The sequence below is a fragment of the Bacteroides caccae genome (assembly GCF_002222615.2).
Lineage (GTDB): Bacteria > Bacteroidota > Bacteroidia > Bacteroidales > Bacteroidaceae > Bacteroides > Bacteroides caccae.
This window is the reverse complement of sequence record NZ_CP022412.2, coordinates 686430-700487: the sequence shown is the minus strand read 5'-3', so window position 1 is coordinate 700487 and position 14058 is coordinate 686430. Positions and strand designations below refer to the sequence as shown.

The following is a 14058-nucleotide window of genomic DNA, read 5'->3' as shown; positions in this document are numbered from 1 at the left end:
ATAACGTTTGTGTCCATACTTAATTTTTTTGAGTTACATTTGCTGTCTATTGAATAAAAATGTCTCATTTAATATAGAATACCAATGAAAAGCAAGTTATTACTAACGTGTACAGCTCTATTATTCTGTACTTGTTTTCTGCATGGACAGAGTCAAGCTTCTAAAGTCGTAAACTCCGGTGAGAACAGTCATAGCGGGTGGGTTCAACATCCGTGGCAAGGGAAGAAGGTAGGATATATAGGAGATTCTATTACAGATCCTAACTGCTATGGTAATAAGATTAAAAAGTACTGGGACTTTCTACAAGAATGGTTGGGGATTACTCCTTATGTATATGGAATAAGCGGGCGACAATGGAACGATGTGCCCCGGCAGGCGGAGCAATTGATGAAAGAACATGGAGAGGAAGTGGATGCAATCATTGTCCTGATGGGTACGAATGATTTTAATGCCGGTATACCTATTGGCGAATGGTTTACGGAAACGGAAGAACAAGTGTTGGCGGCCCGTGGCGAAATGAAGAAAATGGAGACCCGCAAGAAACGAACCCCTGTAATGGACAGTAATACCTATAAAGGACGTATCAATATAGGGATAACGCGGATGAAACAGCTGTTTCCTGATAAACAAATCATTCTGCTGACTCCGTTGCATCGTGCGTTTGCCAATTTCGGAGAAACGAACGTGCAGCCGGATGAGAACTACCAGAATAGTTGCGGTGAATATGTGGACGCTTATGTACAGGCAGTCAAAGAAGCCGGTAATCTCTGGGGGCTTCCTGTGATAGACTTTAACTCGGTGACAGGGATGAATCCGATGATTGAGGAACAACTTATCTATTTTTATGATTCGGGTTTCGATCGTCTGCACCCTAACACGAAAGGGCAGGAGCGTATGGCACGTACATTAATGTACCAATTACTTGCGTTACCGGTTTAGGCAACGCGCTTATTGTCCCGGTTTGAAGAATAGCCGGAGGACAAACCATGCATGATGTGCCACTGTACTTATCAGCCCGTAATGTTTTGCCATGATGCGGAATCTTTCTTTGAGAGAAGCCTTCCGGTTTTGGGTGGTCATACCTTCGTCAAGATAGTCGATGATTGTCAGGTGCGTATTGTGCAATGTGCGGGCTTTCTTCATGATGCGGACGCACCAGTCGAAGTCGGCGGAATAACGGAACTTCAAGTCGTATGGCTCCACCAGCGTATGGCGGGCGAAGAATGCCTGGTGGCAGACCAGCATTCCCTGTTTGAAGCTTTTCCAGGTTAATACTTCCGGGGCAGATAGACGGCGCATACGTTGGAAATGCCTCTTCTCGTCTACGATAGCCGTTTCTCCGTAAAGTACGTCGGGAAGTTCGTTACCATTGATAGTGTGCACCATTTGTTGCAGCGTGTCGTCTTCGTGAAAGCAGTCGCCTGCGTTCAGAAAGCAGAGATAGTCGCCGCTGGCGAGGGCAATTCCTTTGTTCATGGCGTCATACAGTCCCTTGTCCGGTTCGCTGACAACAGTATGTATCCGTGGGCGGTATCTGTCGATGATAGATAAAGTGCCATCTTTGGAGGCTCCGTCCACGATGATATATTCTACGTGATGATAGGTCTGCGCAATCACACTTTGAATGGTATCTTCGAGTACCTTTTCCGCATTATAGGTCACCGTGATGACCGAAAACTTGGGAGTAGGATGAACGCTATGCATATTTCCCCGTTACTTTATTGTAGAGATCCGTATATTTCTTGGCAATAATGCTTTCGGAATAGTTGCCTAATACCTTGCGGCAGGCTTGTGCGGAAAGCTCGTCATATTCCGGGTCCGTCAGTATCCAGTGTATACCGTTGGCAAAGTCCTCCGAAGATTTGTATCGGGCCACATATCCGTTGTGCAGGTGGTCAATCATTTCGGGGATGCCGCCGACATTGAATCCTACGCAAGGAACGCCGCACGCCATTGCTTCCATAATCATGTTGGGAAGATTTTCTTCCAGCGAAGGAATGACAAACAAGTCTACGGCATTATATATATTGACCACTTCGTGCTCATTCTTGATGTAAGGCAACGGGTAGACATGGAAAGGAATCTGTTCCTGCAACTGTTGGGACTGGTTGCCGAATACGACGACTCCCAGCGACTCTTTCCATTCCGGATGTTTCTCAGCCAGCAGTTTGCAGGCTTCGATTAAATATTCGGCCCCTTTCCGCTTATCGGTGATCTTTACCGAGCCGAACAGAATCATCTTCTTGTTTTGCGGCAACATACATTTGGCCCGTGCCTCTTCCTTGTTCTGTGGCTTGAACAGGTTGGTATTGATCGCGTTCGGGATGTTGATAACGCTTTTCCCTTCGAACAGCCTGCTGACCTGGGCCTGTTCCTTCAACCAACGGCTGCAAGTGACGAAATGAACGGGGGCGTTGCTATACAATTTCTGTTTCTTACGGAAAGTGCGGTAAGATAAATCTTTCTTGCTACCGCCTTTGTAGATGTACGGGCAGTTGTGGCACTCCTGTTGATAGTTCGTACATTCGCGTGCATAATGGCAGATACCGGTGCAGGGCCACATATCATGCATTGTCCAGACGACCGGTTTGCCGGAAGTAAGTATCTTCCGGATGTCTTTCAATGAAAGCATTCCCTGATTGATCCAGTGCAGGTGAATGACGTCTGCCTGCCGAAATTCCGGAAGAGAGGTAATGTCCGTTCCCGTGTTGGCAATGTCTACATCGAACAGATGATACCGTTGGAAACGGTTGGCGCTCCAGATAACGATGCGTTCCCACATGAACTTCCATACTTGCAGCCAGCTGCGCTTCAAACCCACAACGCTGATCTGGTCCGTTTGCTTGTCGCGCACCAGCATTTTGGCTTTAATACCATTATTCTTGAGTGATTCCATTAACCGGCCGGCTGCAATGGCGGCTCCTCCGATTCGTTCAGACGTATTTATAATCAGGACTCTCATGTGCATAAAAGTTTATGCAAATGTACGGTTTTTAGAGGAAAAGTTTGATATTTCCTGCAAGCTTTCTGCTATTTCACGTGAAAAGATTTCGAGATTGAAACGTTCTTCCGCCAGTTTGCGGGCGTTGTTGCCCATGCGTCGTGCCTCTTCGGGGTGGTCGGCGATGTAGCGGATAGCGTCTGTCCAACCCTGCACATCGCCGTATTCTACGGTAATGCCGATTCCTTCCTTGTCGATGTCAATTTCGAAATTGGGGTTACGCGAACAAATGACGGGAATGCCGAGAGCAAATGCTTCTACGAGTGTGGTGAGCCCTACGGTATAGGGAAAATCCAGACAACAGATGACAATACAGCTTTTCCGCGCCACCAGTTTGGCAAGCTCGTAGGGGATTACTCCGTCGGTGTAATGTACATGGATAGAGTCGGGCAGGGTGAAACCGTCAATGATGTTTTTATAATTGATGTTACCGCATGAGACGGCGATATATAAGTCGAGTTTCTCTTTAGTGGCGGCAAATGCCTGGAAGAGAGTGCTTACGTCCCGGTTTTCTTTGCCGGTAGAGATAAAGCCTTCCGGTTTGCGGTCGGGCATTTCCGCCAACAGGTGGTCATAGAAAGGGAGGTCCGGTCCCCAGTGTACCAGTTTTAGTTTATGGGCGGGCGCTTTCCGGGTTTTCAACGAATCCTGAATGAGCTTCCGGCTGAACAGGAACATCTTGTCTATGCCTTTATAGAAAAGGCGGGATATTTGTTCGCGTGCGAAACCGGAACTGTTGACTACTGCCGTGTGGTGCCAGATAACGATCGGCTTGCGGTATAGCCCCAGTGCACGGAGGAAAATCACCGGTTCGATACCACGGAAAGAGGTGGCGTAGAGCACCTGATATTTCTCCTTGCAGAACAGAATTTCTTTCGTTGCGTAGAGCATGAGCCTCAGGCGGCTTGAGAAGTACCGGCACTTGTGCATGACGGAATGTATCCCGTGTTTTTCCAGCAATGGAAGTCCGTACAAGATATGTCCGGGGAATTTATACTCTTTCCATTCCTCGTAACTTTCCCGCGTGAGGCGGGTATGGTAGAAATAAATCGTAAGTGGTTTTAGTGATGTTTGTTTCTCTTCAGCCATTTGTTTATTCGGTTTTTAACAGCTTTCGTAATGATAGAAAAATTACCGTATTTCAGGTTGAGGAACAGTTCCTCGAACGAGCGTCCTATCTTTATCCACGGGTGGTCCCAGCACATGATGCGGTAGACGCTTTTTTTGTACGCTACATTTTCAATGACGTAGCGGGGATGTTTCAGAGGAAACTCCGCTTCGTAACGCTTCATGGTGAAAATGCGGCGGTAGCCTTTGGGCAGCGTATGGACGGAACCGGCAAAGTGGGTGGAATCCGCCGTTGCTCCCAAGTTGTTAATCATGTTGCGTGTGGGCACAATGCTCAGTCCGGAGTTGAACAGTATGGAGGCATGGAAAATGGTTTCGTAAAAAGCCTTCCGGTGTTCGCGATGACGCCGGCACATATAGATGAAGTCGCTCCGGAACTTGCGTTCTTTGATGAGTTGTTCGAGTTGCTGCATATTGAAGGAGTCGTCCAGAAAAGTATAGAACTCGTCCCATTGGTCTACGACACGTTTCCAGCTTGCCCACCCCCAGATAGAGAAGGTGGTGGCGAAGAAATAGTCGTAAGGGATGTCTTTGCTGATTTCTTCGGGGTTGAATCCGGCAATCATGCTGATGCGGGTGTCATGTTCGTACTTGTCCAGCATTTCCTTGCAGAAACGGAAGAAAGAGACTGACGGCACATCATCATCTTCCAGTACAATGCATTTGTCGACTTTTGAGAAAGCCCATTTCTGCGATATATATTCCGAGGGGTCGCAACCGAAGTTCTTTTCCTGATAGAACCGTTCTACTTCGCACTCCCAGTCTATCTGCGACACGATTTCGCGGCAGGCTTTTATCCCGGGCAGGTCGTGTTCGTTTCGTGCTCCGTCCTGATAGAGAAACAGCCGTGACGGGCGTGCTTTCTTTACCTGCTCGAACACTTGCGATAATTGTTGCGGGCGGTTGAAGAACAGTATCAGTACCGGTACATCTACTAAAGCGGGTTTCATATTCATAGTTCTTGTTTTGGAGTCGTACTGAATGAAAGGGCGGCAGGGTAGTGATTGTTCACTTTCTCCTGTTCTTCCTCTGTATATCGGTGCAGGGTCGGGTAGTTGTATCGCAGGAAACCTTCCAGGTTGTCGGGAGCGTTCACTGTGAGCGGTCCGAACGGCACCGGTTGCAGGTGGCGGAGGCTTTCTCCGGTCACGTGGTCGGTGGTAGTCATCACGTTGTTGAAATACTTCGTGTTCCATGAATTGAAGCAGCTTTGAACGGCTACCAGCATACGGTAAATTGTTTTCTTCGAGAAAAGAACATCGACTGCTTTATTCAAGAAGCAGGAGAAGGCTCCCCGGTCTGTGGGATGTTCTATCTCGCATTTGCCGAAGTGTTTCCACATCCATATCTCTTTTCCCATGAGGCAACATTTGAGGAAACCGGCTGCGTCGTACTGTAATTTCCGCAACAGCTTGTTGTCGGGTATCCTGTCGAACGGGAATATATCTACAAAAATACCCGGATGCATCGGGACATTCTTGAACATTTCTTCTACAAAGAGGGTATTGTTTTTCTTGACTTTGGCATAGTAATAAGGACTGTGCGGATCTGTTTCTATCCATGAAAGAAAGTAGGAATCGCCCAGCTCCCGGGGGGCTACTTCGAGAAATCTGTTGTAGTCTTTCCGTGCCATGCCGATATCTATATCGTCGTCCCAAGGCAGTATCGCCCGGTCATAGAGTGCCCCGATTGCAGTACCGCCTATCACAAAATACGGGATGTCGTGTTTCCGACAGATACGAATGGTTTCTCCCAATATGTCGTAAAGCTCGGCATGTAACAAATCAAGTTCTTTTGCTGTATATTTCTTGTCCATTGGAAACGGTTAATGCACGTTATGATACAAATGTAGTGATTAAATTGACAAGTTCCTATAACTTTAAGTTTCCTTGTAGAAATTCCGCCGCCATTTGGCTGCGTCCCGGGATAGGGAGGGTGGCTGCTTGCGGGAAATCCTCAAGCAAACAGTCGGCAGGACTGATGTCCGGATAGAACTTCTTGAGCAGGAACAGGCTGGGCCCGGTGGTGATGCTTCCTGTGAATATGGAAGCGTTCATCAGTAGCTGTATGGAAGAAAGAAAACGAGTCATTTGCTTCTGTTTCAACTCTTTCGTCGTTTGCGTGAAAGCACTGTTGACATATCCTTTCTCGCCGGAATCGCATAGGGTATACCAACGTATGTCCGGGGCGAGCGACTGTACTTGCCGGAAGATACGGTAATCATCTGTCAGCACGAAGACATCGCGCAAGTCGGTTTTCTGTTTGATGAGGCGTATGTAATACTCTGCCGGAAGCAGGTTGGTTTCGGTGATCTTGTCGCCTCCGCGTATCTGGCAACCGACGTATTCTTGCGGGAGTTGCAGGTTGTCTGCCAGGTGTCGGCATTCTCGTCCGGTTACTTCGTTCAACTTCCACGTGATTTCCGTCATTTTCCGGAAAGCATGGAGATAATCCCCGTCTATACCCAGTTCGGGGATGTGGAAGTGTTGGTTGGGATCGAACTTCAGGTGGCAGTTCAGTAATACCGGTTTTTTATAGGTCAGGAAAGCGAGAGTCTCTCCGGTTATATTCTTGCAGGTTGCTTTCAGTTTCCATTTCATCAGTTTGGTCTTGGGCAATTTCTTGTCCTTCATCAATGCTTTCCACGAAGGCAGGCGGTGGGTGTTGTAGGTGTGGTGAAACGCTTCGTGCACTTCCTCACAGAAGGGGACGAAACAGTCTGTCCAACCTTTCTCCCAACCGAAGTTGGCATCGTCGGAATAGAGCTTGAACTGTATCTTGTGTTGCAGGCAATAGAGCATTGCATGAAGCATATAGGTATATTCGGTGAAGAATCCCGCGTCTATGCCCAAGTGAAAAATCATCGTCTTCCTGAAAGAACTGTTCAGCAGGCGATAGGTGGTTGTAAGGTTATTCGCGCTCATGGTGCTTGGGGTTTGGGTTGAGCTTTTTGAAATAACAGTCGTGGTTGAGATCTTTTCTCCAGCCTTGCCAGATACCTCTGGCGAGTGCTTTCAGTTTCTCCCATTTGTTTTCTTCCATAAAAAGGATATAGAAAGGACGCTCCCAAATGAGCTTCCAAAGCAGTTCGGGACGTTTGAACTCGGCGTATTGCTTGTTGAGGTACAAGAAGTTACGGGCTATGTAGTAGGTACGCACCGGGGAGTAGTTGAGTGACATCGGGTGCCAGATGAGTATTTGTTTCCGGAGCGGATGTCCCAGTTCATGTTTCAGGTTGGCGGCAGGTACGAGCATGACTTTTCCGGTATGGCGGCGGATGCGCAGGAAATATTCCGTATCAATGGCATCCATGACAAATTTGTCAAGATACAGACCGACTTTTTGTATCGTTTTCAACGGAAAAATACTTCCGGAGATAATCATCCCCTGTGCTTCTTTGAGCGGCGCATTGCTGTCTGTGCCAGAAGCATTGATGAGAGGAATATAAGCAAAATGGGAACTGTCTTTGTCATTGTTGATAATACGGATATAGTCTTTGAATGTGGAAGCGGTAAAAGCGCTGTCCTGATCCATTGTCAGCAGGTAAGTATATCCGTTGTCGAGGGCGAACATCGCTGCGGCATTGAGTGCTTTGCCGATACCGGTGTTTTCCCCTTGGCGTAACCTGACTATTTTGTGGGAGATAGATTCCGGAAATTGATAATTACTGCCTCCGGGGGTGTTGTCCCAGACAAACAATCCGTCCACATCTTCTGCATAAGTAAGAAGGTTGTCGGTGATGTGTGCGGGTGGATAATAGAGTGTGACGAGAGCGAGTAGTTTCATGCGCTTTTCTTTTTGATAAAATAGTGTATGGTTTCCTTGAAAGTTACCGAACGGCTCGCCCACATGGCTGCTGCATAAAGTGCCATTGCCAGTAGAATCTTGCTTGCCAGGCGAACATAGATGTTTTCGATAGGGCGGGCGGTGTAGTAGGTAACTGCCATGACGGAGGCTGCTATGATGGCGTAGGGAAGAATATCGGCCAGTGCGTGGCGTAGTTTCAACCCGATTTCAAGCTGCACGAAGTGATGCCACCTCAGTAGCCATAGTATATTGGTCGAGACATACATGGCAAGCATGGCATATATTCCGTAAGAATGTACCAGAAGAACGCCTGTGAGCAGGAGCATGCCGAGGATTATGATGTTCCACATAAAGATGCGTGACTTTCCTTTGCTGATGATAAGTTGCTGGTAAAGGTTGGCAATGGGGACAAAAGCTCCGCTGATACATAATATCTGCATGATAGATACGCTGGAGTACCATTTGTCGGTAATGGAGATAACGATTAATTCTTCCGCAATGATTCCCAGTCCCAGCATGGCGGGAAATGAGATGAAGGCGGTGAAACGCAACATCTTGCGGAATACCCGTTGCTGTCGGTCGGTATCTTCCGATATTTTCGCAAGTACCGGTTGTGCCACTCCGTTTATCATGCCCAGTATGAATTGTTGTCCCATGCCGCACCATTTGTTGGACTGGTTGTAATAGCCCACTTCTATCTTGGAGTAGTACTTACCCAATATGACGGAGAAGAGATTGTTGTTGATGTGATTGAATATGTTGGTAATTAACAGTTTACCACTGAATCCGAACATTTCTTTTATGGGCGCGAGGCTGAATTGAAGCGTAGGCCGCCAACGGGTGAAATGCCAGTAACAGGCAGTGTTGACAGCTACGTAGACAATGCTTTGCGTGGCATATCCCCAGTAGGAAAAGCCGAGATAAGCCAGCGTGACCCCCGCAATGCCGGATACGGTCAGTCCGATCACCGAGGACATGGCCTGCTGCTTGACCATTAGATTCCGTTTTAGATAAGCACTGTGTGAGATTCCCAGACTGGCGATGAAAAAGCCTGTAAAAGAATAACGTGCCAACGGCGTCAGTTCGGGTACCTTGTAGAAATAGGCTATGAGTGGCGCGCACAAGAACAACACCAGATACAGGCACAGGCTGGTTATGATATTAAACCAGAATACAGCATTGTAATCTTTGTGTGTCAACTCTTTCTTGTTGACAAGAGCGGCCGTGAAGCCACTCTCCTGTATCGAGCCGGCTATGAGGGAGAAAATCGCTAACATCCCCACCATTCCATAATCCGACGGGGTGAGCAGCCGGGCGATAAATATTCCGAAAACGAGATTCAGCAACTGTTGTATACCGTTGCTGAACCCTCCCCAGAATAATCCTTTGGCTGTTTTGTCCTTTAGTGATTGTTCCTCGCTCATTTCATTATTTCACTTCACTACCCGGCTTCACTTCCCGTTCCGGCATAATGACTGCCAGGCTGCCGTCGTTGTTCTCGGCACTCAGAATCATGCCTTCGCTGACGATACCTTTCAGTTTGCGGGGGGCAAGGTTGGCGATGAAACAAACTTGTTTGCCTACCAATTCTTCAGGTTTGTAATGCTTGGCAATGCCCGACACGATCGTACGCGTTTCCAGACCGTCGTCAATCTTGAATTGCAGCAACTTGTCTGCCTTCGGTACTTTCTGGCATTCGAGGATCGTTCCTACGCGGATATCCAACTTCGTGAAGTCGTCAAATTCGATGTTTGCCCGAATCGGATTCGCCTTATAACTGGCTTCTTCGTTTGCTTTCTTCGTGTCAAGCAACTTCTGTACCTGTGCTTCTATTGTGGCATCTTCGATCTTTTCGAACAGCAGTTCCGGCTTGTTCAACTGGTGACCGACGGGGAGCAGGTTGTCTTTTCCTAGTTCGGACCATTCGAAGGTGTCCATGTTCAACATCTTGCGGAGTTTTTCCGAGCTGAACGGCAGGAACGGGTCAAAAGCGATCGCCAGATTGGCAACCAGTTGCAGGGAGATGTTCAGGATTGTTCCCACACGTTCCATGTCAGTTTTCGCCAGTTTCCACGGTTCGGTGTCGGCCAGGTATTTGTTTCCGATACGTGCCAGGTTCATGGCTTCTTTCTGTGCGTCGCGGAATTTGAATACGTCGAGCAGCTTTTCTACTTCGGCTTTTACGTCTGCAAATTCTTTCAGCGTTTCTTTGTCGTAGTCGGTCAGCTCGCCTTGTGCGGGTACGCATCCGTCGAAGTATTTCTGAGTCAGCACCATTGCACGGTTCACAAAATTGCCGTATACGGCTACCAGTTCGTTGTTATTACGGGCCTGAAAGTCTTTCCAGGTGAAGTCGTTGTCTTTTGTTTCCGGTGCATTGGCAGTCAACACATAGCGGAGTACGTCCTGTTTACCGGGGAAATCGGCCAGATATTCGTGCAACCATACAGCCCAGTTGCGGGAAGTGGAGATTTTGTCTCCTTCGAGGTTCAGGAATTCGTTGCTGGGCACGTTGTCCGGCAGGATATAGCTGCCTTCTGCTTTCAGCATGGCAGGGAATACGATGCAGTGGAACACGATATTGTCTTTTCCGATAAAATGGATCAAACGGGTTTCGGGATCTTTCCACCATGTCTCCCAGCTGTCCGGAAGAAGTTCTTTCGTGTTGGAGATGTAGCCGATAGGCGCGTCGAACCAAACGTAGAGCACTTTTCCTTCTGCGCCTTCCACGGGCACAGGGATACCCCAGTCGAGGTCACGGCTTACGGCGCGTGGTTGCAACCCCATGTCGAGCCAGCTTTTGCATTGTCCGTACACGTTCGGGCGCCATTCTTTATGGTCTTCCAGAATCCATTTGCGCAGCCAGCCTTCGTGCTTGTCGAGGGGGAGATACCAGTGTTTGGTTTCTTTCATCACCGGTTTGCTGCCGCTAATGGCGCTTTTCGGGTTGATAAGGTCTGTCGGTGAGAGTGAAGTACCGCACTTTTCGCATTGGTCGCCATAGGCACCTTCCGAGTGGCAGTGAGGACATTCGCCGGTGATATAACGGTCGGCAAGGAATGTTTTTGCTTCCTCGTCGTAATATTGTTCGGATGTTTTTTCGATAAACTCGCCCTTGTTGTATAATGTTTTGAAGAAATCCGAAGCCAGTTGGTGGTGCGTCGGTGAAGTGGTACGGCTATACACATCGAAGGAGATGCCGAATTCTTCGAATGATTTCTTTATCAGCGTATGGTAACGGTCTACCACATCCTGCGGAGTGATTCCTTCTTTTTTGGCGCGGATCGTGATAGGCACTCCGTGTTCGTCCGAACCGCCGATAAATAATACATCTTCTTTCTTTAACCGCAGATAGCGCACATAGATATCTGCCGGTACGTATACACCGGCCAAATGACCGATGTGGACAGGTCCGTTCGCATACGGCAGGGCCGATGTGACGGTGGTTCTTTTGAATTTCTTTTCCATTATATAGCGTGATTTTATTGTTTTCTGCTTTGCAATGTGCAAAGATAATGACTTTTCACCATGGATTACATGGATTAACACAGATTATTTCACTTAAAATACTTTTTCATCCTGACGAAAACTTACATCATCATATGCCTGCGTATAGAGAACTTCACTATTGCCATTGCATTGATCGCCGCAAACGGTATATCCATTGGCTCATGGTGGGTGTTGTAGCTCACCAGTTTGATGCATCCTTCCTTTTCGGACCGGTTGGCATACTTCACCGCCAGATACTCGTCTCCGTCGATCATGAACGAAACCAGGTATATTTCCCCGTAAATAACGCTCTCGAAGCTGTTTATCTCCTTATATCCGATGATGTCCCCCGATTTCAGTATGGGGTACATACTGTCCCCGTTGACGTAGACCGCCCCGTCGCAGGCGGATATGTTCGGAATCCGTATTTTCCCCAAGGCATACTGGTGCTTGTTGGTGAACAGCGTCTTCAGGTTTGCCGCCGCCGTGATGTCGTATAGTGTCACGCTGCGGTCGTCAACCGGTTCGGCAGTTTTGGGATTGTGAATTATCTGCACCTCCCCTTGTGCCAGTTCGCTTTCGCAAAATCTCGACTGGTGTTTCGGGTTGCCTTTTCCCAACAATAGCCAGTTGTAGTCTACCGTATTTCCTAATTTGTCGAGCAGCAGGCGGAAATCTATACTGTTCCGTGCAGCCCAGTTGGTGACTGTCGCTCTTGAAACTCCCAGGAATTCAGCCAGTTCGCTGTCCCTCTTCAGGTTTAATGCCTGCTTGGCACGTTTGATGATGCCGGGTACATCCAGATTTGTATCCATTTTGTTAGCATTTAATTTTGATGTAAAAAATCATAAACGTATTAGTTGCTCATTAATAATCCGTTATCTGTTTTTTAAGAATTAATTTCTAAAACCGTATGTTTTCTTTATGAAAACTTATTTATCTTTGTAGCGGTGAAATTACAAATATGTTTCAAAAATATAAATTAAAAACAGAATAGCCATGAAAAACGCAGAAAAGTTTCCGAAAGGTTGCAGAAAAGTTCGTCCCCCGGCCTTGCATCCCCTTTGTATCACTGCTCCGGTAGCTATATATATACACTGTGATGAATATATAGATTCACCATGGTAAGCATATATGTCCACCATGTCGGACATACATCTCCGGCAAATAAACAACTTTTTTCTCAGAATTTAAATCAAAATTATCATTATGAAAACAACATTATCTTTATCGACAAAACAATCTACATCCAGCAGTATTTGCAAGAGTTGTAAACGTGAGCTTCCGTTGGAGTCCTTCTATATGAACAAAAAAACGCAGTCTCCGGATAAATATTGCAAGGAGTGTCGCAAATCTCTGAGCCGAAGGCAATACGGCAGTGGTAAGAAACTTCCCCATTGCTCTTTGTCCGGTGGACGAGTTTCCTATCCGGTCATAACACAGACTGAGGACCGGGAAACACGTCTCCGGCTTATTCTGCACGCCCTTGAGGTAGTGAGGCTTAGCATGGAACGCAAAAAGGCGGGAATGCAGGAAGAAGCCTTGCTGTAAAAGCGGGTTTTTTATATTGAGTATTTATCAAAAAACAGAATTATTATGGCAAGAATAAAGAAAAAGGGATTGGATTATTTCCCGCTGAATACGGATTTTATTCACGACCGTGCCGTCCGCCGCCTGATGAAGCGTGAGGGTGACTCCGCGCTTGGCATTCTGGTGGAAATCCTGTCGTATATCTATGCGGGCGAGGGGTATTATGTCCGTGCGGACCGTTTGTTTTACGAAGACCTCTCGGCGGGTCTGTACGAGAAGAGCGCTGATGACGTGGAACGTATCGTCCGTCTGGCGGTGGAATACGGACTGTTCGACGCGGTTCTTTTTGAGCGTAGCTGCATCCTGACTTCCGTCGAAATACAACGGCAGTATCTTTTCAGTACCCGTCGCCGCAGCATTTCACATCTGGAAGTCGGGTATTGCCTGCTTGCAGATGATGAACCGGCTGATAATAAGGATGATGCAAAAGGAACGCCGGCTGTGAAAAGTGAAAAACAGGGGCATGGAGAAGGCATTACGAGGGGTGATAATGTAACATTTATCCCTGAAAATGTAACATCAGGTACACATAGCACAGCACAGCATAGCGTAGCACAGCAAAGCAAAGAACAACCCCACTTCAATTCTCCCCTGGAAACGGCAGGGGAGAAGGCGGAGGGGAAGAAGATTGGGAAGGAGGAGATTTCTTCCGGAAGTTCCTACGGGCGGGATGCTCCCTGTTCCGGGAAACGGAAAAAGTGGACGCAGGAGACTATCGACGGCCTTCTTCCGCCGGCTGACGGGACATCACGCAACTATGCGGGGCTGCTCGATAATCTCCGTAGCTACGGTATCCCGCCTTCAGAACAGTATGCAATTATCCTGAAAAGTAATTTCGGGGCTATCGGCGGTGCAATCTGGCAGGGGATTGCTACGTTGCGTGGCAGCGGGGGCAAGATAAAACTTCCCGGACGTTATCTTTTAAGTGTTGTAAATAGGAGGTTGGAAATTGATAATTATTGATATTCAATTATTTATATTGGTTGAGAATTTGCTTAAGACACATATTGAAAATCACTTGTATATGAAATGTAACTGTCTTA

At 47.4% G+C, this 14058-nt stretch carries 13 protein-coding genes; 3 read left to right on the top strand and 10 right to left on the bottom strand.

The genetic code is table 11. The features are described from left to right. Positions 1-84: 84 nt before the first annotated feature. A complete protein-coding gene (locus CGC64_RS02860; RefSeq protein WP_005676633.1) occupies positions 85-939 on the top strand; it encodes an SGNH/GDSL hydrolase family protein in 855 nt (284 codons plus the stop codon). A 9-nt stretch (positions 940-948) separates the two neighbouring features. Here CGC64_RS02860 and CGC64_RS02855 read toward each other — a convergent pair whose 3' ends face one another. The 10 genes from CGC64_RS02855 to CGC64_RS02810 form a co-directional block, all read right to left on the bottom strand. Then, a complete protein-coding gene (locus CGC64_RS02855; protein WP_005676632.1) occupies positions 949-1704 on the bottom strand; it encodes a glycosyltransferase family 2 protein in 756 nt (251 codons plus the stop codon). Then, positions 1697-2962, bottom strand: a complete 1266-nt coding sequence (locus CGC64_RS02850; RefSeq protein ID WP_005682140.1) for a glycosyltransferase family 4 protein — start codon at positions 2960-2962, stop codon at positions 1697-1699. The genes CGC64_RS02855 and CGC64_RS02850 overlap by 8 nt, the downstream gene beginning before the upstream one ends. 12 nt (positions 2963-2974) lie before the next feature. After that, entirely contained in the window at positions 2975-4090 is a 1116-nt protein-coding gene (locus tag CGC64_RS02845; RefSeq protein WP_032855073.1) for a glycosyltransferase, read from the bottom strand. Then, a complete protein-coding gene (locus CGC64_RS02840; protein ID WP_032855085.1) occupies positions 4063-5079 on the bottom strand; it encodes a hypothetical protein in 1017 nt (338 codons plus the stop codon). Before CGC64_RS02840 ends, CGC64_RS02845 begins: the two co-directional genes overlap by 28 nt. A 2-nt stretch (positions 5080-5081) precedes the next feature. Beyond that, the gene (locus tag CGC64_RS02835; RefSeq protein ID WP_005676626.1) at positions 5082-5945 is read right to left on the bottom strand and encodes a LicD family protein; all 864 of its coding nucleotides are present in this window, start codon (positions 5943-5945) and stop codon (positions 5082-5084) included. Positions 5946-6000: 55 nt separating this feature from the next. Next, positions 6001-7053, bottom strand: a complete 1053-nt coding sequence (locus CGC64_RS02830; RefSeq protein WP_032855072.1) for a hypothetical protein — start codon at positions 7051-7053, stop codon at positions 6001-6003. Continuing rightward, positions 7040-7915: a glycosyltransferase family 2 protein gene (locus CGC64_RS02825; protein WP_005676623.1), complete on the bottom strand. Its 876-nt coding sequence runs from the start codon at positions 7913-7915 to the stop codon at positions 7040-7042. Before CGC64_RS02825 ends, CGC64_RS02830 begins: the two co-directional genes overlap by 14 nt. After that, a complete protein-coding gene (locus CGC64_RS02820) occupies positions 7912-9360 on the bottom strand; it encodes a lipopolysaccharide biosynthesis protein (RefSeq protein ID WP_005676622.1) in 1449 nt (482 codons plus the stop codon). The genes CGC64_RS02825 and CGC64_RS02820 overlap by 4 nt, the downstream gene beginning before the upstream one ends. Positions 9361-9364: 4 nt before the next feature. Further along, entirely contained in the window at positions 9365-11404 is a 2040-nt protein-coding gene (gene metG / locus CGC64_RS02815; RefSeq protein ID WP_005676621.1) for a methionine--tRNA ligase, read from the bottom strand. Positions 11405-11526: 122 nt separating this feature from the next. Beyond that, on the bottom strand, positions 11527-12240 hold the full coding sequence (locus tag CGC64_RS02810; RefSeq protein WP_005676620.1) for a LexA family transcriptional regulator: 714 nt from the start codon (positions 12238-12240) through the stop codon (positions 11527-11529). Positions 12241-12634: 394 nt separating this feature from the next. Between CGC64_RS02810 and CGC64_RS02805 the strand changes: the two genes are divergently transcribed. Beyond that, positions 12635-12976 carry a hypothetical protein gene (locus tag CGC64_RS02805; protein WP_005681941.1) on the top strand — a complete coding sequence of 114 codons (342 nt, stop codon included), beginning with the start codon at positions 12635-12637 and terminating at the stop codon, positions 12974-12976. Between the two features lie 45 nt (positions 12977-13021). Beyond that, a complete protein-coding gene (locus tag CGC64_RS02800) occupies positions 13022-13978 on the top strand; it encodes a DUF4373 domain-containing protein (protein WP_089421546.1) in 957 nt (318 codons plus the stop codon). The last annotated feature ends 80 nt before the right edge of the window (positions 13979-14058 follow it).